The organism is Pseudomonas sp. LBUM1664, assembly GCF_059695895.1.
Window position 1 is genome coordinate 3491997 of sequence record NZ_CP166791.1, and the last position, 18985, is coordinate 3510981.

At 62.6% G+C, this 18985-nt stretch carries 22 protein-coding genes; 13 read left to right on the forward strand and 9 right to left on the reverse strand.

Annotation, left to right across the window (positions count from 1 at the left end):
- Nucleotides 1-85: 85 nt before the first annotated feature.
- Complete coding sequence (locus ACA047_RS16175; protein WP_497350908.1) at nucleotides 86-526, reverse strand: hypothetical protein; 441 nt, start codon at nucleotides 524-526, stop codon at nucleotides 86-88.
- A gap of 22 nt (nucleotides 527-548) precedes the next feature.
- Complete coding sequence (locus ACA047_RS16180; RefSeq protein ID WP_497350910.1) at nucleotides 549-1739, reverse strand: NnrS family protein; 1191 nt, start codon at nucleotides 1737-1739, stop codon at nucleotides 549-551.
- A 507-nt stretch (nucleotides 1740-2246) separates the two neighbouring features.
- On the opposite strand from ACA047_RS16180, the gene ACA047_RS16185 reads away from it, so the two are divergent.
- Together ACA047_RS16185 and ACA047_RS16190 are read left to right on the forward strand one after the other, a co-directional pair.
- The gene (locus ACA047_RS16185; RefSeq protein ID WP_497350912.1) at nucleotides 2247-2930 is read left to right on the forward strand and encodes a Crp/Fnr family transcriptional regulator; all 684 of its coding nucleotides are present in this window, start codon (nucleotides 2247-2249) and stop codon (nucleotides 2928-2930) included.
- A complete protein-coding gene (locus ACA047_RS16190) occupies nucleotides 2927-3127 on the forward strand; it encodes a protein DnrP (protein ID WP_497350914.1) in 201 nt (66 codons plus the stop codon). Before ACA047_RS16185 ends, ACA047_RS16190 begins: the two co-directional genes overlap by 4 nt.
- Nucleotides 3128-3131: 4 nt before the next feature.
- Here the strand turns inward: ACA047_RS16190 and ACA047_RS16195 are convergent, their stop codons facing one another.
- From ACA047_RS16195 to ACA047_RS16220, 6 genes are all read right to left on the reverse strand, one after another.
- On the reverse strand, nucleotides 3132-4970 hold the full coding sequence (locus ACA047_RS16195) for a nitric oxide reductase activation protein NorD (protein ID WP_497350916.1): 1839 nt from the start codon (nucleotides 4968-4970) through the stop codon (nucleotides 3132-3134).
- A 117-nt stretch (nucleotides 4971-5087) separates the two neighbouring features.
- Complete coding sequence (locus tag ACA047_RS16200; RefSeq protein WP_497350918.1) at nucleotides 5088-6515, reverse strand: cbb3-type cytochrome c oxidase subunit I; 1428 nt, start codon at nucleotides 6513-6515, stop codon at nucleotides 5088-5090.
- A 3-nt stretch (nucleotides 6516-6518) separates the two neighbouring features.
- Entirely contained in the window at nucleotides 6519-6959 is a 441-nt protein-coding gene (locus ACA047_RS16205) for a c-type cytochrome (protein ID WP_497350920.1), read from the reverse strand.
- A 292-nt stretch (nucleotides 6960-7251) separates the two neighbouring features.
- Nucleotides 7252-7509 (reverse strand): cytochrome C oxidase subunit IV family protein, encoded by a 258-nt coding sequence (locus ACA047_RS16210; protein ID WP_497350922.1) that lies wholly within the window; start codon nucleotides 7507-7509, stop codon nucleotides 7252-7254.
- Nucleotides 7510-7521: 12 nt separating this feature from the next.
- Nucleotides 7522-8109 carry a cytochrome c oxidase subunit 3 family protein gene (locus tag ACA047_RS16215; RefSeq protein WP_497350924.1) on the reverse strand — a complete coding sequence of 196 codons (588 nt, stop codon included), beginning with the start codon at nucleotides 8107-8109 and terminating at the stop codon, nucleotides 7522-7524.
- Nucleotides 8093-8827, reverse strand: coding sequence for a CbbQ/NirQ/NorQ/GpvN family protein (locus ACA047_RS16220; protein WP_497360386.1), 735 nt, complete (start codon nucleotides 8825-8827; stop codon nucleotides 8093-8095). Before ACA047_RS16220 ends, ACA047_RS16215 begins: the two co-directional genes overlap by 17 nt.
- A gap of 269 nt (nucleotides 8828-9096) precedes the next feature.
- On the opposite strand from ACA047_RS16220, the gene nirS reads away from it, so the two are divergent.
- From nirS to ACA047_RS16275, 11 genes are all read left to right on the forward strand, one after another.
- Complete coding sequence (gene nirS / locus ACA047_RS16225; RefSeq protein ID WP_497350926.1) at nucleotides 9097-10776, forward strand: nitrite reductase; 1680 nt, start codon at nucleotides 9097-9099, stop codon at nucleotides 10774-10776.
- Nucleotides 10777-10800: 24 nt separating this feature from the next.
- Nucleotides 10801-11109, forward strand: coding sequence for a c-type cytochrome (locus ACA047_RS16230; RefSeq protein ID WP_497350928.1), 309 nt, complete (start codon nucleotides 10801-10803; stop codon nucleotides 11107-11109).
- 78 nt (nucleotides 11110-11187) lie between these two features.
- Nucleotides 11188-11517, forward strand: coding sequence for a c-type cytochrome (locus ACA047_RS16235; RefSeq protein WP_497350930.1), 330 nt, complete (start codon nucleotides 11188-11190; stop codon nucleotides 11515-11517).
- Nucleotides 11514-12692, forward strand: coding sequence for a cytochrome D1 domain-containing protein (locus ACA047_RS16240; protein WP_497350932.1), 1179 nt, complete (start codon nucleotides 11514-11516; stop codon nucleotides 12690-12692). Before ACA047_RS16235 ends, ACA047_RS16240 begins: the two co-directional genes overlap by 4 nt.
- A 2-nt stretch (nucleotides 12693-12694) precedes the next feature.
- A complete protein-coding gene (locus tag ACA047_RS16245; RefSeq protein ID WP_497350934.1) occupies nucleotides 12695-13153 on the forward strand; it encodes an Lrp/AsnC family transcriptional regulator in 459 nt (152 codons plus the stop codon).
- On the forward strand, nucleotides 13150-13662 hold the full coding sequence (gene ahbB, locus ACA047_RS16250) for a siroheme decarboxylase subunit beta (RefSeq protein ID WP_497350936.1): 513 nt from the start codon (nucleotides 13150-13152) through the stop codon (nucleotides 13660-13662). The genes ACA047_RS16245 and ahbB (ACA047_RS16250) overlap by 4 nt, the downstream gene beginning before the upstream one ends.
- Nucleotides 13655-14098: an Lrp/AsnC family transcriptional regulator gene (locus ACA047_RS16255; protein ID WP_497350938.1), complete on the forward strand. Its 444-nt coding sequence runs from the start codon at nucleotides 13655-13657 to the stop codon at nucleotides 14096-14098. The genes ahbB (ACA047_RS16250) and ACA047_RS16255 overlap by 8 nt, the downstream gene beginning before the upstream one ends.
- Nucleotides 14073-14609: a siroheme decarboxylase subunit beta gene (gene ahbB / locus ACA047_RS16260; protein WP_497350940.1), complete on the forward strand. Its 537-nt coding sequence runs from the start codon at nucleotides 14073-14075 to the stop codon at nucleotides 14607-14609. The genes ACA047_RS16255 and ahbB (ACA047_RS16260) overlap by 26 nt, the downstream gene beginning before the upstream one ends.
- 27 nt (nucleotides 14610-14636) lie before the next feature.
- A complete protein-coding gene (nirJ, locus tag ACA047_RS16265; protein WP_497350942.1) occupies nucleotides 14637-15818 on the forward strand; it encodes a heme d1 biosynthesis radical SAM protein NirJ in 1182 nt (393 codons plus the stop codon).
- A gap of 37 nt (nucleotides 15819-15855) precedes the next feature.
- Nucleotides 15856-16698 (forward strand): uroporphyrinogen-III C-methyltransferase, encoded by an 843-nt coding sequence (gene cobA, locus ACA047_RS16270; RefSeq protein WP_497350944.1) that lies wholly within the window; start codon nucleotides 15856-15858, stop codon nucleotides 16696-16698.
- Nucleotides 16695-18191: a cytochrome D1 domain-containing protein gene (locus tag ACA047_RS16275; protein ID WP_497350946.1), complete on the forward strand. Its 1497-nt coding sequence runs from the start codon at nucleotides 16695-16697 to the stop codon at nucleotides 18189-18191. The genes cobA and ACA047_RS16275 overlap by 4 nt, the downstream gene beginning before the upstream one ends.
- 253 nt (nucleotides 18192-18444) lie before the next feature.
- Here ACA047_RS16275 and ACA047_RS16280 read toward each other — a convergent pair whose 3' ends face one another.
- Nucleotides 18445-18972, reverse strand: a complete 528-nt coding sequence (locus ACA047_RS16280; protein WP_497350948.1) for a nitrous oxide reductase accessory protein NosL — start codon at nucleotides 18970-18972, stop codon at nucleotides 18445-18447.
- Nucleotides 18973-18985: the final 13 nt, after the last annotated feature.

Genomic DNA, 18985 nt, shown 5'->3' on the forward strand with positions numbered 1-18985 from the left:
TCGCAATCGCGAGCAGGCTCGCTCCCACAGGGACTGGCGGTGTTCCCCCATCTTGCATTCACTTCCCACAGGTCTTGCTGTGTTCTTAAAACTGCCAATAGAACATCGCCTTGGCCAGCACCACGATCAACAGCATGTGCCCCAGGATGCTGCGGCGCAGCCAACAGGCCCGGGCCGGGCTCAGCCTGCCGCCCTTGAGCCAGTACGCCAGCAGTAAATAGTGCCCGATGATGCTCATCGCCAGGAGGATTTTCAGGCTCAGCAGCAGGCCAAAGCTGTTGTTCCATGGCTGACTCAATGCGCCACGGTGCTGCCAGGCCAGGCTAATACCGGCGCCGTACAACAACAGCACCACACCATGCAGCACGTGCCGCGAGCGCTTGGCGATCGCTTGGTCGGCGGCGTCCCTGGCGCCTTGAGCCAGTTGCCGGCGGGCGGCATGCCAGATGCAGACCTCGAAAAACAGCGTGCCGATAAAGGCGATGGCCGCCAACAAGTGCACGACCAGCAAGACCCCATACATCATCGATCACCTCCACGCCGTTGGCTCATCCCGGATGCCCATCCACCCGCGCCTGCAAAAGCATCGGGCCATAACGCCAAGCGTAGAGCCCGAATGCCAGCGTCCAGCACAGCCCCGCCAGCCACAGTGCAGCCAACGGAAACACCAGCACCAGTACCACACGGCTCAGGCACGCCAGGTTCAACAGAATAAAGGCCAGGGTCATGCCCGCTGGCGGCTCAAGGGCGCGCCCGGTATGGCCCAGGCTGACGCGGGCGATCATCGCCAGAATCAGCCCGGCCATGGCACCGATGGTCAAGCTGTGCACCGCCAGGCTCGGACTCACCGGAACACCGAAATGCCACAGCGCCATGCCCAGGCAGGACAGCGCCAACCAGCCGTAGGCCAGGTGCAACGACCACAGCAGCGGCACCCGCCACAAATCCCGATCATGCCAACGCACCAGTCGAATCCCGTGCCCCACCGTCAGCGCGGCGAACAACAGACCGATCCAGGCAGTGGCCGACAGCGCCGGGCCAAAGGCATACAACAGCGCTACCAACGCCGAACCCACCAGCAACAGTCGATCGAGCCACGGCCAAGGGGCAACGCCTTCTACCCGGCCGAGCCCGCGCTGGGTAAAGAACGGAATCACTCGCCCGCCGATCAGCCCCATCATCGCTGCCACCAGCCACAGGCCAGTGAGCACGCTTTGGCGCTGCAAACCTTCGTTGTGCTGCACCAGGCCGTACATGGACAACGCATCGGCTGCGGCCAACAACAGCAATACCAACACAATCGGGTAGTTGCGCTTCTGCCGCACGCGCCACAACGTCACGCCCATCAACGTGGCGACCGCCAGGGCGAAACCCAGCTCCAGCAACGTCAGTAATGGCCAAGGTGCATCGGTCAACCAGGCCAGCCGTGCGCCCAGCCATAACAACGCCAGCGCCGCCAATCGCTTGCCACTGAGCCCCGGGGTTCCTGTCCAGGTCTGCACCGCCGTCAGCAAGAAGCCGGCGATGATCGCCAGGCCAAAGCCGAACAACAGCTCATGACGGTGCCAGGCCAACCAGCCGCCGGCCGGTTGCCAGGCGGACAACCGCCCGGTGAACACCGCCAGCCACAGCGGGATGGCCAGCAGCGCAAGCACACACCCGGCCAGGAAAAACGGCCGGAACGCCAGGCGCCACAACGGCAAAATGGCCATGGCCTTGCGACGGTCAAGCACTTGCATACACCACTCCTTAACCTCACCACGGGACTGGCCCACCGATGAGGGTCAACAATCAGGGTTCGAATGATCGGCTATCAACGCTGACGGGCCTTGTCTCAGGTCAAGCCAGTTCATCGGCAGTCGTTCGTCTCGAACAGACACTTGCAAGGGGCTTGCCGAACAGGGATTCAACGCCAGGCGCCCGCCCCTGCGGGGCGCTGCATCCCAATGTGTAATGTCCTCTGAGAACCATAGGGTAAAAAACACCATTTGGTGGTGTTTTTTACCCTTTTTTATCATGGTCATTTATACCCGACCCGGACAATCGCCCCGCAAAACAGCGCCCAGAGGCATGGCCCGCCTCTTGCTCAGGCAGGGCATAGACATTTGCCCGGGGTATTCCATGAAACACGTCGCTCTGCCACTGACTTGGTTTGTCGTGCTGTCCTGCGTCGTCGCGTTGGCCAGCGGCCTGTCCCTGAGCCTCGTCTGAATCCGATTTTTTCTGCCACCACAAGGATCCATCCCATGGTGCTCCACAGCGTCCATCATCAGATTCTGCGCAGCCATCACCTGTTCGAACCCCTGAACGAAGAACAGCTCGACGAGTTGATGAGCTCCAGCCAACTGCTGAACATCGATAAGGGCGACCCGCTGTTCCGCCAGGGTGAACCGGCGCAGGCGTTTTACTTCGTGATTGCCGGGGCCGTGAAGATTTACCGGTTGACCCCAGACGGCCAGGAGAAAGTGTTCGAGGTGATCGGCGAGCGCCAGACCTTCGCCGAAGCCATGATGTTGATGGACACGCCCAATTACGTCGCGTCCGCAGAAGCCGTGGGCCCTACTCAGCTGTATCGCCTGTCCAACGCCACGTACATGCGCCTTTTGCAAAGCAACAGCCGGCTGACCTTCGCCCTGCTCGGCAAGCTCTGCGTACGCCTGCACCAGCGGGTCAACGAGATTGAAACCCTGTCGCTGAAAAACGCCACCCACCGGGTGGTGCGCTACCTGCTGACGCAACTGGTGCGCCTGCAAACCGTGGACAGCCAGTTCGAACTGCCGATGGCCAAGCAGTTGATTGCCGGGCACCTGTCGATCCAGCCGGAAACCTTCTCGCGGATTATCCGGCGCCTGATCGACGAAAAAATCATCACTCAGGACGGTCGCCAGATCGCCATTCTCGATCGCCTGCGCCTGGAGCAATTCGAATGAGCGCACAGCCCACCTGCCTGTATTGCCAGCAAGCCAACCCCACCGATGAAACCGAGTGTCGCCAATGCGGCATGCCCTTGCCTGCAGAGGCTGCGTTGGCCGGCGAACGTCGGCTGCGGCGCTTCACCTGGTTCTGTGCCGGGCTGACGGTTTTTTGCCTCGTCATGTTTTTCTGGTTGCCCCGCAGCATCGTCTGAATCCTCAGTCCTGAGTCAGTTGCCGGTACAGCTGCGGCAGACGCAACGGCAGTTGTTCAGGCTGACGAATCAGGGTGTAGCCGTTGGCCCCGAACATGTACGGCAGGTAATCCCCCGCTTCGCGATCAATGGTGATGCAGAACGGCGTCAGCCCCTGGCGCCGGGCTTCCAATACCGCCTGACGGGTGTCTTCCACACCGTAGCGTCCTTCATAAAGGTCCAGGTCATTGGGCTTGCCGTCACTCAACAGCAACAACAATTTGCGCCGCCGCTTGCAGCCCTCCAGCCGTTGCGTGGCCTGGCGAATGGCGGCGCCCATGCGCGTGTAATAACCAGGTTTGAGCCCCTGGATTCGACCCCGAGTGTGGTCGTCATAACGCTGGTCGAACGCCTTGAGTTCGTGCATGCGCACCTGCTGGCGCCGCAGGGAAGAAAACCCGTATAGCGCGAAATCGTCTCCCAGCACCGACAAGGTTTCACCGAACAGCAACAGGCTGTCGCGGATCACGTCGATCACCCGGTGTTCGTCGTTGAGGTGGGCGTCGGTGGACATCGACAGATCGGCCAACAGCAGGCAGGCCAGGTCGCGGCGAGTCTGGCGCTGCTCCATGAACAGGCCGCGTTCGCTGCATTGGCCGTGCTGGCGCTCGACGTGAAAATCCAACCAGGCCTGTAGGTCCAGCTCCGAGCCCTGGGTTTGCTGACGCAGCCATTGCCGATCATTACGCAAATGCTCGAACTGGCGACGCAAACGCTGGGCCGAAGATCGCAGGCGCAACGGTAAGGGCTGTGGTTCGCAATCCCGAGGGGTGAAGGTCTGCACGCTGACGAAGTCGTCCTGGAGCCGTTGCTTGCGGTAGTCCCACTCCGGCAACAGGATGCCCTCGCCCAGCGGGATGTCATCGACGTCGGCCGGCGGCAGATCCAGGTGCAATTTCAGGCCGCCGCCCTTGCGCAACCGGGTGCGCGACAGGGTCAATTGGTCCAAGTCTTCGGCGACGCGCGCCGCGTCCGGGTCTTCGCTGTCGTCCGACCAGCGATCCAGGTCAACATGCTCGGTCCAACTGAACAGGTTCTCCAGGCGCACGATCAGCAACCCACCGTCACGGGTGGTTTCGTCGATGCGCTCGGCGCGTTTGCGACCGCCCTTCTGCTCACCCGGCGGCGTCGCCAGGTATTGCTCGGAGTCTTCAAGGTTGGCCGCCTGGGGGTTGCCCAGGTGCTGGGGCGGATACAGCCACAACGGCAACGGCCAGGCCGCCCGTTCACTGCGTGGAAAATGCTCGACACTGCCTGGCTCGCGCAGGGCCTGGCACAGTGCACGCTCCAGGGCGGCTTCGGCCGGGTTCAGCGTGGCCGGATCCGGGCGCAAGGACAGATGCGCGTCCACCAACCGCCGGTAACGAGGGCGCAGCGCCGGGTAGCGCTGCAGCACTGCTTGGGTCCAGCGCTGGTTGTCCCGTCCCCAGTGCTTCATCGGCCCCGACTGCGCGGCCAGCAAGGCGAGCCAGCGATACAACTCTTCGTTCAACCCCACATCGGGGAACGCCGCCAGGCTTGCCGGCAACCGCAGGTTGTTGTCATCGCAACAGGCCAAGGGCACTTGTTTGCAGGTGCCGGCGATCTGCTGCAACAGGTTGCGGCGCAGCAACAGATCGCGGTCGCTGACGGCTTCCACACCCTGGTGACGGGTACCGCCGGTGGCGCGAAACAGCACGTGCAAGGATCGTTGCCGGTCGACCAACTCCACCCGTGCTTCGGGAAAATCCGCACTGGCGCGCCGGGTGATGAAACGGTGCCAGACACTGCCGACCCACTCTTCCAGCTCAAGGGTGAATGCCATGGTTACTCTCCTATCGACCCGTTGCAGTGAAGGGACTGGCTCGCACCGCTGTTGTGGCGAGGGAGCTTGCTCCCTCGCCACAACAAGCGCCCTTGCCACAGGTTCAGCGGTGATGATTCACGAAGGCACCACCGCCGCTGGCGCACGCAAAGCCGCACGACCACGCTGGCGGAAGCTGAACAGGTAGCAGAGCAACCCCACCAGGAACCCGACGCCGCTGACCAGACGTGCCCAGAACAGCACGCTCAAATGATCCACCGTGGCCATGAATGGCAAGGCGCTGCCATCCACCGCCCAGCGTTGCAACCACACCTGGACGACGCCGGCCGCCGTGAGGAACAAGGTGATCATCACCATCGACAGGGTCATCAACCAGAAGCCCCAGATCTCCAGCTTCTGCGAACGCTCATCCGCCGCCTCACCCAGTCCACGCAAGCGCGGCATGGCGTAGCTGATCAGCGTCATCACGATCATCGCGTAGGCACCGTAGAAGGCCAGGTGACCGTGGGCCGCAGTCAGTTGCGAACCGTGGGTGTAGTAGTTGACCGGTGCCAGGGTGTGCAGGAACCCCCAGACGCCCGCACCGAAGAACGCTGTCACCGTAGTGCCCTTGGCCCACAACGTGGCGGCGCGGTTCGGGTGTTGCCGGCGCCGATTTTTCACCATGCTGAAGGCGAACACGACCATCGCCAGGAACGGCAGCGGTTCCATCGCCGAGAAGATCGAGCCGACCCACAGCCAGACCTCGGGCGCACCGATCCAGAAGAAGTGGTGACCGGTGCCGATGATCCCGGTAATCAGCGCCATGGCGATGATCACGTAGAGCCACTTTTCTACCACTTCCCGGTCCACGCCGGTGATCTTGATCAGTACAAAGGCGAGCATCGAACCCATGATCAGTTCCCAGACACCTTCGACCCAAAGATGCACCACCCACCACCAGTAGAACTTGTCGCGAGCGAGGTTTTCCGGGTTGTAGAAGGAGAACAGGAAGAACACCGCCAGGCCGATCAGCCCGGTCATCATCACCATGCTGACGGTGGTCTTGCGACCCTTGAGCAGGGTCATGCCGATGTTGTAGAGGAAACCCAGGCACACCACCACGATGCCCATTTTGGTAATGGTCGGTTGCTCAAGAAACTCCCGGCCCATGGTCGGCAGCAGGTCGTTGCCGGTGATTTTCGCCAGCGTCGCATAAGGCACCGAGAGGTAACCCAGAATCGTCAGCACCCCGGCGGCGGCGAACACCCAGAACAGCACAATGGCCAATTTCGGGCTGTGCAGCTCGCGGTCAGCCTCCTCCGGTATCAGGTAATAGGCCGCGCCCATGAAGCCGAACAACAGCCAGACGATCAGCAGGTTGGTGTGGACCATGCGGGCCACGTTGAAGGGAATCAGCGGGAACAGGAAGTCGCCGACCACGTATTGCAGCCCCATGATCAAACCGAACAGCACTTGCCCCAGAAACAGCATCAGGGCAAACGCGAAGTAGGGTTTGGCGACGGCCTGCGAGGCGAATTTCAGATGCGGATTAGCCATGCTCATCTCTCAGCCCTCCTTGTTTGGCGGCCAGCCATTGGTGTTGATTTTTGAACTCCACTTGAGGAACTCGGCGATGTCGTCGACTTCCTGCTCGCTCAAGTTGAACTGCGGCATGGCTCGACGGCCGGGTACGCCCAAGGGCTGCATTTTCATCCAGGCGTGCAGGAACGGCTTGAAGGCTTCCTCGCCGCCGCGCCGGTTGAACACATTGCCCAGCTCCGGCGCAAAGTACGCGCCCTCGCCCAGCAGGGTATGGCAGCCGATGCAGTTGTTGCGCTCCCAGACGCCCTTGCCGCGTATCACCGATTCGGTCAATTGCGCCTGGTTGCTGCGCGCTGGAAAGGTCTGTTCCGTGTGGTAGGTCAGGGCCAGGAATATCAGGAAAAAGAACACGCTTCCCCCGAAGTAAATATTCCTGGCCATGCCTTTGGTGAAGGTATCTGACATGGTCACTTCCTCATTGCTTGGCGTGACCATTCTAGGAAGCCGGGGGTCTGAAACCGCTTGATGGCGATCAAGAATCTCCGATGGTTTTGGTGGGTTGTTCCAAAACAACACCACAGCCCCGTGGCGAGGGAGCTTGCTCCCGCTGGGGCGCGAAGCGGCCCTTAAACCTGCTGACGCGATGTGGCAGGCTGATAGAGGTTGTTGCTGTTGGGGCCGCTACGCAGCCCAGCGGGAGCAAGCTCCCTCGCCACAAAGGTGTTCGCCGGTGATTTGTGGGGGGGCTTTTGCAGGGTTAACCGGCTAAGAACATTGTCGTTGCGATAAGGGCCGCCAACACCACCGCCCAACTCAGTATCAAACGACGCCACAGGCGCGGGGCATGGCGCAGTTCCATGAAGCCGTCGGCGATCAGCCAGGCCTTGGTGACCGCGACCGTCAGAATGGCGATGGATATCAACTCAGTGGCAGCGGCCTGGCCCAGGGCCACGGTGCAGGTGCTCAGCACTGCCAATGCCATCCAGCAGACGATCAACACACGGGAAGTCGACATGAACACCTCATCTCAATCGAGGATGTAGACCAACGGAAACAGCAGCACCCAGACCAGATCCACCATGTGCCAATACAGCACGCCGGATTCCAGCCCGCTATTGCGCCGTGAACCGTAGTGACGTCGCCGGCAGCCCTCGGCCAGCCAACCGAGTATCAGCATGCCCAGCAGCACATGCAGGAAATGGAAGGCCGTGAGGATCCAGTACAGGGTGAAGAAGGTGTTGTGCTCCATGCCCAGGCCATTGGCCAGAAGATGAGCGTACTCAGTGAGTTTGAGCCCCACATAGCCGCAGGCAAGCAGCAGCGCCCCCCACAAAAACACCGCGCCTCGGCGAGGCCGGTCTTGCCGGACTTGCTCCTGGGCCAGCGCGGCAAACAACCCGGCGGTCAGCAGGCTGAGGGTCATCGCCAGCCCCGTGGAACGGTCCAGCAGCTGCCGGCCTTCGCTGAACAATTGCGGCTGCAACGCCTGGGCGACGGCGAACGCCAGGATCAACAGCGCAAACACCGACAGCTCGGCGAGGATGAAAAACCACATCGCCAAGTCCCCCGGCAAACGTCGGCCGGGGATGGTCGCGGTTTCAGCCGAAGTGAACATCAACCACATCCATCAAGGCAGCCACCGTCTGGGGATCATCGCTCAACGGCTCGGCCAGGCACGCCAGGCACGCTTGGCGCGGGTCCATGCCGGCGCCAATCATCCGTGCGGCGAAAATCAGCAGCCGCGTGGAGGCCACCTCCTCCAGGTCATGCTGGTCAAGCCGGCGCAGCGCCTGCCCCAGCCGCACTATCTGGGCCGCCAGGGCCATATCCACGCCGGCCTCACGGGCCACGATGCGCTCTTCATCCGCAACAGCGGGATAGCCGAAGCGCATTGCTACAAAGCGTTGGCGAGTGCTGGGTTTCATACCTTTGAGCAGGTTCTGGTAACCCGGGTTGTACGACACCACCAGCATGAAAGACGGCGGTGCCTGGAGCACCTCGCCGGTGCGCTCCAGATACAACTGCCGACGATCATCGGCCAATGGGTGCAGCACCACCGCCGTGTCCTGGCGCGCTTCGACCACCTCGTCCAGGTAACAGATGCCGCCCTCGCGCACTGCCCGGGTCAATGGCCCGTCCTGCCACCAGGTGCCCTGGGCACCGATCAGGTGGCGACCCACCAAATCGGCAGCGCTCAGGTCATCGTGGCACGCGACGGTGTACAGCGGCAGTTTCAGACGGTGGGCCATGTGCTGGACGAAACGGGTCTTGCCGCAGCCGGTCGGGCCTTTGATCAGCACCGGCATGCCGTGACGCCAGGCCTGCTCGAACATCACCTGTTCGTTGTCCTGGGGTTGATAAAAGGGTTCGTCCGGGTGCTGCAACGTGTGAATAGGGTTCATGACAGGACCTGATCAGAGAGCGCGATTGCAGGTCACGCTACGGGCCCCTGCGACAACCTGGCAAGGGCTGCGGCGGGCAAACTTGATCGCCGTCAAGCGACCAACCACCGGCCTGGGCATAGCCTTGCATCGCATCAAGAACCTGTGCGCCGAACGCCAGTTACGGCACATCACACGGGGCACGCCTGAGGAGAGATGGAATGCTGATCAGCCACAAAAAATCGTGGGCCATGAGGGTCGCGGCGCTGTGTACGGCGCTGGCCGCACCCCACGCCCTCGCCGACCAAACCCCTGCGCCGGACCACGCCCGTGTGGTCAAGAGCGAAGGCGCACCGGACCTGAGCCAGGCCGACTTCGACGCGGCCAAGGAGATCTACTTCCAGCGCTGCGCCGGTTGCCACGGGGTACTTCGCAAGGGCGCCACCGGTAAACCGCTGACACCCGACATTACCCAGGCTCGCGGCCAGGCCTACCTGGAGGCATTGATCACTTACGGCTCAGCCGCCGGCATGCCGAACTGGGGCACCTCCAATGCCCTGACCAAAGACCAGATCACGGTGATGGCCAAGTTCATCCAACACACCCCGCCCACGCCTCCGGAATGGGGCATGGCCGAAACCCTTAAAACCTGGAAGGTGCTGGTCAAGCCCGAAGACCGGCCGAGCAAACAGCTCAACTCACTCAACCTGCAGAACCTGTTTTCGGTGACCCTGCGCGACGATGGCAAGATCGCCCTGATCGACGGCGACAGCAAGAAGATCGTCAAGCTGATCGACACCGGTTACGCGGTACACATTTCGCGGATCTCGGCGTCGGGGCGTTACCTGCTGGTGATCGGCCGGGACGCCAAGATCGACATGATCGACTTGTGGCCGAAAGAGCCGACCAAGGTTGCAGAAATCAAGGTGGGTATCGAAGCCCGCTCGGTGGAAACCTCCAAGTTCAAGGGCTACGAAGACAAGTACACCATCGCCGGCTCCTACTGGCCGCCGCAGTTCACCATCATGGACGGCGAAACCCTGGAGCCCAAGCAGATCGTCTCGACCCGCGGCATGACCGTCGACACGCAGCAATACCATCCCGAACCGCGGGTGGCGGCCATCATCGCTTCCCACGAATGGCCGGAGTTCATCGTCAACGTCAAGGAAACCGGCAAGGTGATGCTGGTCAACTACCAGGACATCAAGAACCTCACCATCACCAGCATCGACGCCGCGCCGTTCCTGCATGACGGTGGTTGGGACAGCAGCCATCGCTACTTCCTGACGGCCGCCAACAACTCCAACAAAGTCGCAGTGATCGACTCCAAGGAGCGCAAGCTCACGGCCCTGGTGGATGTCGGAAAAATCCCGCATCCAGGGCGCGGCGCCAACTTCAACCACCCGCTCTACGGACCGGTCTGGGCCACCAGCCACCTGGGTGATGCAGGGGTTTCGCTGATCGGCACCGACCCGGTCAACCACCCGCAATACGCCTGGAAACAAGTCGGCTCACTGCAGGGTCAGGGGGGCGGTTCGCTGTTCATCAAGACTCACCCCGCGTCCCGCCATCTGTATGTCGACACCACCCTCAGCCCCGACGCCAAGCTCAGTCAATCAGTGGCGGTGTTCAACATCGACAAGCTCGACGCCGGTTACACCGTGCTGCCGATTGCCGAGTACGCGGGCATCAAGAAAGGCGCCATGCGCGTGGTGCAACCGGAATACAACAAGGCCGGCGATGAAGTCTGGTTCTCGGTCTGGAGTGGTCAGGAAGACGAGTCGGCGTTGGTGGTGATCGATGACAAGACCCTCAAGCTCAAGAACGTGATCAAGGACAAACGCCTGATCACCCCCACCGGGAAATTCAACGTCTACAACACCCAACACGACATCTATTGAGCCCCATCAATAAGAGGAAAAACCATGAAACCTATTCTGATTGCCTTGGCCCTGAGCGCCGTGTCCAGCCTGCAACCGGCGCTGGCCGAAGATGGCCCGACGCTGTTCAAGAGCAAACCGTGCGCAGCCTGCCACTCCATTGATACCAAGGTGGTAGGCCCCGCACTCAAGGACGTGGCGGCGAAAAACGCCGGCGTTGCCGGGGCCCAAGAACTGCTTGCCAAGCACATCAAGGAAGGCACGCAAGGAAACTGGGGACCGATGCCAATGCCGGCCAACCCGGTGACCGAAGAAGAAGCCAAGATCCTTGCCGCGTGGGTCTTGAGCCAGTAAGCCCAGGGAGGCGGCGAACACAAAACCCGTGGCGAGGGAGCTTGCGCCCTCGCCACACTTCTTGCTCAGGAGGACGTCATGGAACGACACAGCGCTGCAACCTTGATGACCGCCCTGCTCTTCACTTTCTCCGCCTGTGTGCTGGCCGCTCCCAACGACCAGCGCCAGGCGCAACTGCAACACCTACTGGACCAGGACTGTGGCGCCTGCCACGGCCTCTACATGACCGGCGGCCTGGGCCCGGCGCTGACCCGTGAAGCACTGGCCGGAAAATCGCGCGACAGCCTCATCGCCACCGTCACCCTGGGACGACCCGGCAGCGCCATGCCCGGTTGGGCACCGCTGCTCGGCCCCGACGACATTCGCTGGCTGGTGGACCGGCTCCTTCAAGGAAAACCCGCCTCATGATCCGTTCTCTGCTGTCCCTCACCGCCGTCGCGTTGTTGCTCTCGTCTTGCGCTCAGACACCGCTGCGCGGCAGCGGCGACCTGGGTGTGATCGTGGAGCGCGCCACCGGCAGTGTGCAAATCATCGAAAGCGACACCCACACTGCCCTCGCCCGCGTCGACGGGCTGGGCGATCTGTCCCATGCCTCGGTGGTGTTCTCCCGGGACCAGCGCTATGCCTATGTGTTCGGCCGTGATGGCGGCTTGAGCAAGGTTGACTTGCTAACCGCCCGCATCGACCGTCGCATCATTCAGGGTGGCAACAGCATCGGCGGCGCGATCAGCCAGGATGGCCAACTGATCGCCGTCTCCAACTACGAGCCCGGCGGCGTCAAGGTGTTCGATGCCCGGACCTTGGAACAAGTCGCCGACATTCCTGCCACACCCTTGCCTGACGGCCAGAAACGCTCACGGGTGGTGGGACTGGTGGATGCACCGGGCCAACGCTTCGTGTTCAGCCTGTTCGACACGGGGGAAATCTGGACCGCCGACTTCAGCCAGGGTCTCACGCCACGCATCGAACGCTTCACCGCCATCGGCCAGCAACCCTATGACGCGCTGATCACTCCGGACGGGCGCTATTACATGGCCGGATTGTTCGGCGAGGACGGTATGGCGCAACTCGACCTCTGGCACCCGGAGCGCGGGGTGAAACGGGTGCTGGGGCATTACGGGCGCGGCGAGGCCAGGCTCCCGGTGTACAAAATGCCCCATCTGGAAGGCTGGGCCATGGCCGATCAACAGGCCTTCGTGCCCGCCGTCGGACACCACCAGGTGTTGGTGATGGATGCGCATGACTGGCAGCAGGTCGATGCCATCGCCGTGGCCGGTCAGCCGGTGTTTGTCACGGCGCGACCCGACGGCCGTCAGCTGTGGGTCAACTTCGCTTACCCGGACAACGACCGTGTGCAGGTCATCGACACCCAGACCCACGCCATCGTCGCGGATCTGCGACCTGGGCCTGCCGTGCTCCACATGGAGTTCACCGCACGGGGTGACCAGCTGTGGCTGTCCTCCCGGGATGGCGGTGAGGTGCAGGTCTGGAACCCGTACCGGCTCGAACGTCTGGGCACGCTGCCGGCCCTCAGCCCCAGCGGTATTTTCTTCAGCAGCCGCGCGCACAAACCGGGGTATTGAGCATGACACCGAGCCCACTCGCCCGCCGCCTGATCGATCAATTCCAGCATGGCATGCCATTGTGCGCCGAACCCTATCGGGCCATGGCCGAGGCCTTGGGTTGCACCGAGGCCCAGGTGCTCGAATGCCTGCAACACCTGCAACTGGCCGGTACCTTGTCGAGGATCGGCCCGGTGTTCGAACACACCCGCGCCGGCGCCAGCACCCTCGCCGCCCTGGCGGTGCCCCAGGACCGCTTGCAACAGGTCGCGGCACGCGTCAGCCAATACCCGGAGGTCAATCACAACTACGCCCGGGAACATCGCTACAACTTGTGGTTCGTGCTGACCGGCCCCAACCGTGCCCACCTGGAAAAAATTCTCCAGGAGCTGGAAAACGATACCGGCCTCACGCCGCTGGACCTGCCCATGCTGACCGCCTACCGCATCGACCTGGGCTTCGCCCTGGAGGCCACCTCATGAACAACGCCTTGAGCGAGCAACAGTCACTGGCCCTGCGCCGTCACCTGGAGACCGGCTTGCCCCTGACATCACGCCCCTTCCAGGCCCTGGCCGAGCAGATCGATGCCAGCGAACAACAGGTACTCGAACAGATGCAGCAATGGCACGAACAGGGCCTGTTTCGCCGCGTCGGCCTGGTGGTCAACCATCGCGCATTGGGCTTCGCCGCCAACGCCATGCTGGTGCTGGATGTGCCGGATGCATTGATCGATGAAGTCGGTCGCCGCCTCGGACAAGCGCCGGGAATCAGCCTTTGCTACCAACGACCACGGCGCTTGCCCCAGTGGCAATACAACCTGTTCTGCATGATCCACGGTCGCCAGCGCGACCGGGTCGAAGCCCAGGTCCAGGCGCTGCTGGAGCAGCATTTGCTGAGCGACCTGCCCCACCAGTTGCTGTTCAGTAGCCATTTGTTCAAGCAATGCGGCGGACGATTCGCACCACCGGCCGGAGCCTCTATCGATGGATGACCTGGACCGACGCCTGATCAACCGCCTGCAACTGGGCCTGCCGTTGGTGCGGCACCCCTGGCAGGTATTGGCCCAGGAACTGGACAGCAGCAGTACCGAACTGCTGGATCGGCTGCACGAGCTGCTCAACGACGGCGTACTCACCCGCTTTGGCCCGATGTTCGACATCGATCGCCTGGGCGGCGCGTTCACCCTGGCGGCGCTGGCGGTGCCCGAAGCGCGTTTCGACAGCATCGCCGAACTGCTCGGGGCCATGCCCGAGGTGGCCCACAACTACCGTCGCGAGCACACCTGGAACATGTGGTTTGTGCTCGCCTGCGCCAGCGAAGAGGCCATCACCGACACCCTGCTGCGCATCGAACACATGACCGGCCTGGTGCCGCTGAACCTGCCCAAAGAGGAGACCTACCATGTCGGCCTGTATTTCCCGCTCTGAGCCGTCGCTGCAAGCGCTGCCACGGTTGGAGGAAACGCCCCTGGCGCTGCGCCTGGTCGAGCTGACCCAGGCCGGCCTGCCCTTGCTCGAAGATCCCTGGGCCTGGCTTGCGGAACAACTGGGGCTGAGCGTGGAGTCGACCCTCGACCTGCTCAAGCGCTTGCAAGCCGAAGGCGCCATTCGCCGCATCGCCGCCGTCCCCAACCACTATCGCCTGGGCTATCGCCACAACGGCATGACAGTCTGGGATGTGTCCGACGCCGACATGCCGCGCCTCGGTGCCCTGTTGGGTGCGCAGCCCTTCGTCAGCCACTGCTACCGCCGCCCGCGCAGGCCTGGCTGGCGCTACAACCTGTTCGCCATGGTCCATGGCCGCAGCCGCGAGGAAATCGACAGCTACCGCGAACACCTGCGCTACCTGCTGGGCGACGCCTGTGCCGCCGACGACATGCTGGTGAGCAGCCGCATCCTGAAAAAAACCGGCCTGCGCCTGTCACCAAGCTCGCGCTGAGCCCTCACGTCGATCAAAGGAGCGTTTATGTTGAGGATCAGCCACTACCTGCGTGCCCTGGCCGGCCAATGCCCCGCTCCACGCACCGCGCCACCGGGCAGCAACCGCCCGCCAGTCGTGATCTGGAACCTGCTCCGGCGTTGCAACCTCACCTGCAAGCATTGCTACGCCACCTCGGCCGACAGCCAGTTTCGCGATGAGCTGGACACCACCGCGGCGCTCAACGTCATCGACGACCTGCATGACGCCGGTGTGCGCGTGTTGATCCTGTCCGGCGGCGAACCGTTGCTGCGCGAGGATCTGTTCCAGCTCAGCGACTATGCCCGGGGCAAAGGTTTTTTCCTGGCGCTGTCCACCAACGGCACGCTGATCGACTCAACCAATATCAAGCAGATTGTCGCGGCGCACTTCGATTACGTGGGCATCAGCATCGATGGCCTGGAAGCGACCCACGACGCCTTCCGTCAGCTCAAAGGCAGTTTCGCCAGCTCCATGGCGGCCATCCAGCTCTGCCGCGAGCAAGGGATCCGGGTCGGTTTGCGCACCACCCTCACCCAGCACAATCATGCTCAGCTGCCGCAGTTACTGGACTTGATGACTGAATACGACGTGCAGAAATTCTACCTGTCGCACCTCAACTACAGCGGTCGGGGCAAACGCAGTCGCACGCTCGACGCCCAGCAACAGATGAGCCGCGAGGCCATGACGTTGATCTTCGAGCGGGCCTGGAGCGACATCGAGCGCGGTTGCGACAGTGATTTCGTCAGCGGCAACAACGACGCCGATGCGATCCTGTTGCTGCAATGGGTCGCCCGGCGCCTGCCCCAGCACTACGCCGCACTGGAGCAGATGCTGCGGGCCTGGGGCGGCAATGCTTCGGGCAGCGGCATTGCCAATATCGACAACACCGGCGAGGTCCATCCCGACACTTACTGGTGGCAGCACTCGGTGGGCAACGTGCGCCAGACACCGTTCAAAACACTCTGGCTCGACCGACCCGACGCTCTCCTGCTGAAACTGCGCGAGCATCCGCGAACCGTGGGCGGTCGCTGCGGGCAATGCCGCTGGCTAAAGATCTGCAACGGCAATACCCGCACGCGTGCCTGGGCCGACGGTGACCTGTGGGGCCAAGACCCCGGCTGTCACCTCAGCGATGAAGAAATTGGTTTGCACGCTATCCCGAGCGTTGCGATGCCCTGCGCCCGATAACCCAATGGCGAACCTGATGCCGAACCAAGGAAGTCCCATGCCTGCCCCCATCGTTTTGCCCGCCGCCCTGCAATCGCCCTTCAGACCGGGTGAAGTTGCCCTGGTCGGCGCCGGTCCCGGTGACCCGAGCCTGCTGACGCTACGCGCCTGGAGCCTGTTGATGCAGGCCGACGCGGTGGTTTACGACCGCTTGATCAGCCCGCAACTGCTGAGCCTCATCCCACTGCCGTGTGCCCGGCATTACGTCGGCAAGGCCGCCGGCTGTCACAGCCTGCCCCAGGCGCAGATCAACGAGTTGCTGGCCGACCTTGCGGACCAGGGCCAACGGGTCGTCCGGCTCAAGGGCGGCGACCCGTTCATCTTCGGCCGCGGTGCCGAAGAGCTTGAATACTTATTGGCTCGCGGTATCGATTGCCAGGTGGTGCCCGGGATCACTGCCGCGGCCGGTTGCAGTGCCTACGCCGGCATTCCGCTGACCCATCGAGACCTGGTCAACTCCTGTCGGTTCATCACCGGCCACCTGCAACGCGAAGGTGATTTGAACCTGCCGTGGCAAAGCCTGGCGGATGACAGCCAGACCCTCGTGTTCTACATGGGGTTGTCGAACCTGGGCACCATTGCCGCGCGCCTGATGGAAGCGGGCCTGGCGCCCGACACCCCGGCGGCGTTGATCAGCAACGGCACGCGTCCTGACCAGCAGGTGCTTCGCGGCACTCTCCAGCAATTACCCACCATGGCCATGGGGTGTTCCGAAGGCCTGCCGACACTGACGGTGATTGGCAAGGTCGTCGGGTTGTTTGCCCATCAGCCGCTGCACCATCCGGCGCGTCTTCAGCCCATCGCACAAGCCCGACCTGACCTCTCGAAGGTGGCGCTGTGACGCGCTGGTGGCTGACGCCATTGCTATGGATCGGTGCGGCCCATGGCGCCGTTACGACCGACGCGGATCTGGAGCTGGCCGAGCGCAACTACCAGCAGCACTGCCAACAGTGTCACGGGGTGAATCGCATCGGCGGCGCGGGACCTGCGTTGTTGCCCCAGAGCCTGAGCCGGATCAAACCCGACGAAATCCGACAAGTGATCGAACAAGGTCGTCCGGCCAGCCAGATGGCAGCGTTCGGCACGTTGCTGGACCCTGCGCAAATCGATGGTCTGGCGCAGTACCTCCAGCGCCCACCCGCCGTCGCGCCAACCTGGAACGAGGACGACATTCGCCACAGCCATCGCTTGCTGGCGGACGTCGCGACCCTGCCCAACACACCCCAGCACAAAGCCGACCCGCTGAACCTGTTCGTGGTGGTGGAAGCCGGCGATCATCACGTCGACATCGTCGACGGGGATCGCTTTGAGGTGCTGGCACGCTTCGCCTCGCACTTTGCGGTGCATGGCGGGCCGAAGTTCTCTCCCGACGGACGCTTTGTCTACCTGGCGTCCCGGGACGGTTGGATCAGCCTGTATGACCTGCACAACCTCAAGCTGATCGCCGAAGTGCGGGCCGGGCTCAATACCCGCAACCTGGCGGTGAGCAAGGACGGCCGCTGGGTGCTGGTGGGCAACTACCTGCCCGGCAGCCTTGTGGTGCTGGATGCCCGGGACCTGTCACTGGTCAAGACCGTTGCAACGGTGGGGCTCGATGGCCAGGCGTCGCGGGTCAGCGCGGTCTATACCGCCCCGCCGCGCAACAGTTTTATTGTTGCGTTGAAGGATGTGAAGGAGGTTTGGGAACTGTCCACCGGCCCGAACCCGGACTTCGTGCCGAGGCGGATTGAGGTCCAGGATTACCTGGATGATTTTTCCTTCTCGCCTGATTATCGCCAGTTGCTCGCCACCTCGCGCAAGGCCCAGGGTGGCCAGGTGATCGACCTCGACAATGGCCGGGTTGTTACCGACATTGCCCTGCCGGGCATGCCTCACCTGGGCTCGGGCACCTATTGGAAGCGCGATGGCCATTGGGTGTTCGCGACGCCCAATATCAGCAAAGGGCTGGTTTCGGTGATCGATTTCAGCACCTGGAAAGTCATCAAGCAAATACCCACCCTGGGACCGGGCTTCTTCCTGCGCAGCCACGCCAACTCCCGCTACGCCTGGACCGACGTGTTCTTCGGCCCGGACAACGACGCCATCCACCTGATTGACAAACAGACCCTGGAAATCGCCCACACCCTGCGCCCCATGCCCGGAAAAACCGCCGCCCACGTCGAATTCACCCGTGACGGCCGCTACCTGCTGCTGAGCATCTGGGCTACTGACGGCGCGTTGATCATCTACGACAGCAACACCCTCAAAGAAATCAAACGCCTGCCCATGAACAAGCCTTCGGGCAAGTACAACGTCGGCAACAAGATTGAGTTTGCCGAGGGTACGTCCCACTGATAGATGGAGAGGGGCCTGCAGACAGATGAAAACCCTGTGGGAGCGAGCCTGCTCGCGATGACGTCGGTACATTCAACATTTTCGTTGCAGTCAAACTGCTTGGGGCCGCTGCGCAGCCCAGCGGGAGCAAGCTCCCTCGCCACAGAAGCAGTCTGTGGTGGCGAGGGGATTCAGCGAAACGTCGCACCGCCCCGCTGGGCTGCAAAGCAGCCCCAAAAAGGGTTGAACCCAATCAACCTGGCACCGCTGAAAATCAATGACTCATCGGTGACATGGCTGTTGCCTGGCCCAGCAACTTCTGGTCGATGTCTTCCAAGCGCAGCACCCGGCCGCCGGTATCGCTGGCGAGTTTTTCTGCTGCCTGGGCATCGGAGAACGAGGCCAGCACGACGCCCATGGCGCCTTTAAGGCCCGAACCGATCACGAAATAGGCGGTCCGGGCGTCGATCAAATGAGCATCGTCCGGCTTATCCCAATGGCTGCGACCCATGTCGTGGACGTACAGTTTCACGTCGGCCCGATGGTTTTCCGGCTGCAGCCACCAGCCGAGCATTTCCGCCGGCGAGCAGAATTTCTTGACGCCGCCCGCACCAACCGCCGCGCCCTTGGGCCCGGGGAAATCGTTGATCACCATGCCGCACACATGGCACTCGTCACTGGGGTGGAACGCCAGCGCCGCCTCAGTAGCCGGTGGCGACTCAGCCTTGTCGCAAGCCACCAGCGCCAGGCACATCAACACCCCAGCCAAAAGGCGGCTCGCCTTGAAGTACACCCTGTTCATCGTTGCATGCTCC

Bases quoted from the DNA above. Each gene is read 5' to 3' on its own strand.
- ACA047_RS16175 (WP_497350908.1), bottom strand. From the start codon at position 526: ATGATGTATGGGGTCTTGCTGGTCGTGCACTTGTTGGCGGCCATCGCC.
- ACA047_RS16180 (WP_497350910.1), bottom strand. From the start codon at position 1,739: ATGCAAGTGCTTGACCGTCGCAAGGCCATGGCCATTTTGCCGTTGTGG.
- ACA047_RS16185 (WP_497350912.1), top strand. From the start codon at position 2,247: ATGGTGCTCCACAGCGTCCATCATCAGATTCTGCGCAGCCATCACCTG.
- ACA047_RS16190 (WP_497350914.1), top strand. From the start codon at position 2,927: ATGAGCGCACAGCCCACCTGCCTGTATTGCCAGCAAGCCAACCCCACC.
- ACA047_RS16195 (WP_497350916.1), bottom strand. From the start codon at position 4,970: ATGGCATTCACCCTTGAGCTGGAAGAGTGGGTCGGCAGTGTCTGGCAC.
- ACA047_RS16200 (WP_497350918.1), bottom strand. From the start codon at position 6,515: ATGAGCATGGCTAATCCGCATCTGAAATTCGCCTCGCAGGCCGTCGCC.
- ACA047_RS16205 (WP_497350920.1), bottom strand. From the start codon at position 6,959: ATGTCAGATACCTTCACCAAAGGCATGGCCAGGAATATTTACTTCGGG.
- ACA047_RS16210 (WP_497350922.1), bottom strand. From the start codon at position 7,509: ATGTCGACTTCCCGTGTGTTGATCGTCTGCTGGATGGCATTGGCAGTG.
- ACA047_RS16215 (WP_497350924.1), bottom strand. From the start codon at position 8,109: ATGTTCACTTCGGCTGAAACCGCGACCATCCCCGGCCGACGTTTGCCG.
- ACA047_RS16220 (WP_497360386.1), bottom strand. From the start codon at position 8,827: ATGTTCGAGCAGGCCTGGCGTCACGGCATGCCGGTGCTGATCAAAGGC.
- nirS (WP_497350926.1), top strand. From the start codon at position 9,097: ATGCTGATCAGCCACAAAAAATCGTGGGCCATGAGGGTCGCGGCGCTG.
- ACA047_RS16230 (WP_497350928.1), top strand. From the start codon at position 10,801: ATGAAACCTATTCTGATTGCCTTGGCCCTGAGCGCCGTGTCCAGCCTG.
- ACA047_RS16235 (WP_497350930.1), top strand. From the start codon at position 11,188: ATGGAACGACACAGCGCTGCAACCTTGATGACCGCCCTGCTCTTCACT.
- ACA047_RS16240 (WP_497350932.1), top strand. From the start codon at position 11,514: ATGATCCGTTCTCTGCTGTCCCTCACCGCCGTCGCGTTGTTGCTCTCG.
- ACA047_RS16245 (WP_497350934.1), top strand. From the start codon at position 12,695: ATGACACCGAGCCCACTCGCCCGCCGCCTGATCGATCAATTCCAGCAT.
- ahbB (WP_497350936.1), top strand. From the start codon at position 13,150: ATGAACAACGCCTTGAGCGAGCAACAGTCACTGGCCCTGCGCCGTCAC.
- ACA047_RS16255 (WP_497350938.1), top strand. From the start codon at position 13,655: ATGGATGACCTGGACCGACGCCTGATCAACCGCCTGCAACTGGGCCTG.
- ahbB (WP_497350940.1), top strand. From the start codon at position 14,073: ATGTCGGCCTGTATTTCCCGCTCTGAGCCGTCGCTGCAAGCGCTGCCA.
- nirJ (WP_497350942.1), top strand. From the start codon at position 14,637: ATGTTGAGGATCAGCCACTACCTGCGTGCCCTGGCCGGCCAATGCCCC.
- cobA (WP_497350944.1), top strand. From the start codon at position 15,856: ATGCCTGCCCCCATCGTTTTGCCCGCCGCCCTGCAATCGCCCTTCAGA.
- ACA047_RS16280 (WP_497350948.1), bottom strand. From the start codon at position 18,972: ATGAACAGGGTGTACTTCAAGGCGAGCCGCCTTTTGGCTGGGGTGTTG.